A 761-nucleotide genomic window follows, 5' to 3' on the forward strand; every position below is an offset into this window, starting at 1 on the left:
TTCACATGAGAAAAGACTAAAGGTTGCGCGTTGAGAGCTAAGTTCGATTCGATTTCCTGTAATCGCTCTTTGTCACAGTCGGCATTCTCTTCTATCACCTTAACTCTCAACGACTTAGCTTCTTGAACCCACTGCTTTTCTTGTTCCCAAATTGCCTCTAATTCTATGACTTGATTAGATAACTCATCGATCTCATATCGAATATTATTAAGCTGTTCATCGTGACTTACGCCTAACAGAGCCTCTTTGGAAAGTTGTTGAAACTCCGCTTCTTTGATGTTTAGCTTTTTCTTTTTGCTATCCAACGCGCCCGGAGTGGCAGATTGGCTCAATGCAACACGCGAACATGCAGTATCTAATACTGATACTGCTTTATCTGGTAGTTGGCGTCCGTTGATGTAGCGAGCAGAAAGTTGTACCGCAGCATTCAGTGCTTGGCTTGTGATATAAACATCATGATGTTGCCCCATGATGTTAACCAAGCCTCTAAGCATATCTACCGCTAACTCAGGAGTCGGCTCGTCTACTTTCACAACCTGGAAGCGCCTCGTTAACGCGGCATCTTTTTCAAAATATTTTTTGTACTCAGCCCAAGTAGTTGCAGCGATGGTCCGTAACTCTCCTCGAGCCAACGCTGGTTTCAATATATTAGCAGCATCACCTTGTCCCGCTTGACCACCACCTCCGATTAGACCATGAGCTTCATCGATAAAAAGAATGATTGGCTGCGAAGATTCGTTCACTTCTCGAATGAGATTTTT

General features: G+C 43.6%; 1 pseudogene. It reads right to left on the reverse strand.

The features are described 5' to 3' along the window. A pseudogene (locus R8N47_RS24790) lies at positions 1-761 on the reverse strand (type VI secretion system ATPase TssH); the annotation flags it as partial.

Source organism: Vibrio sp. 2132-1, assembly GCF_033344315.1.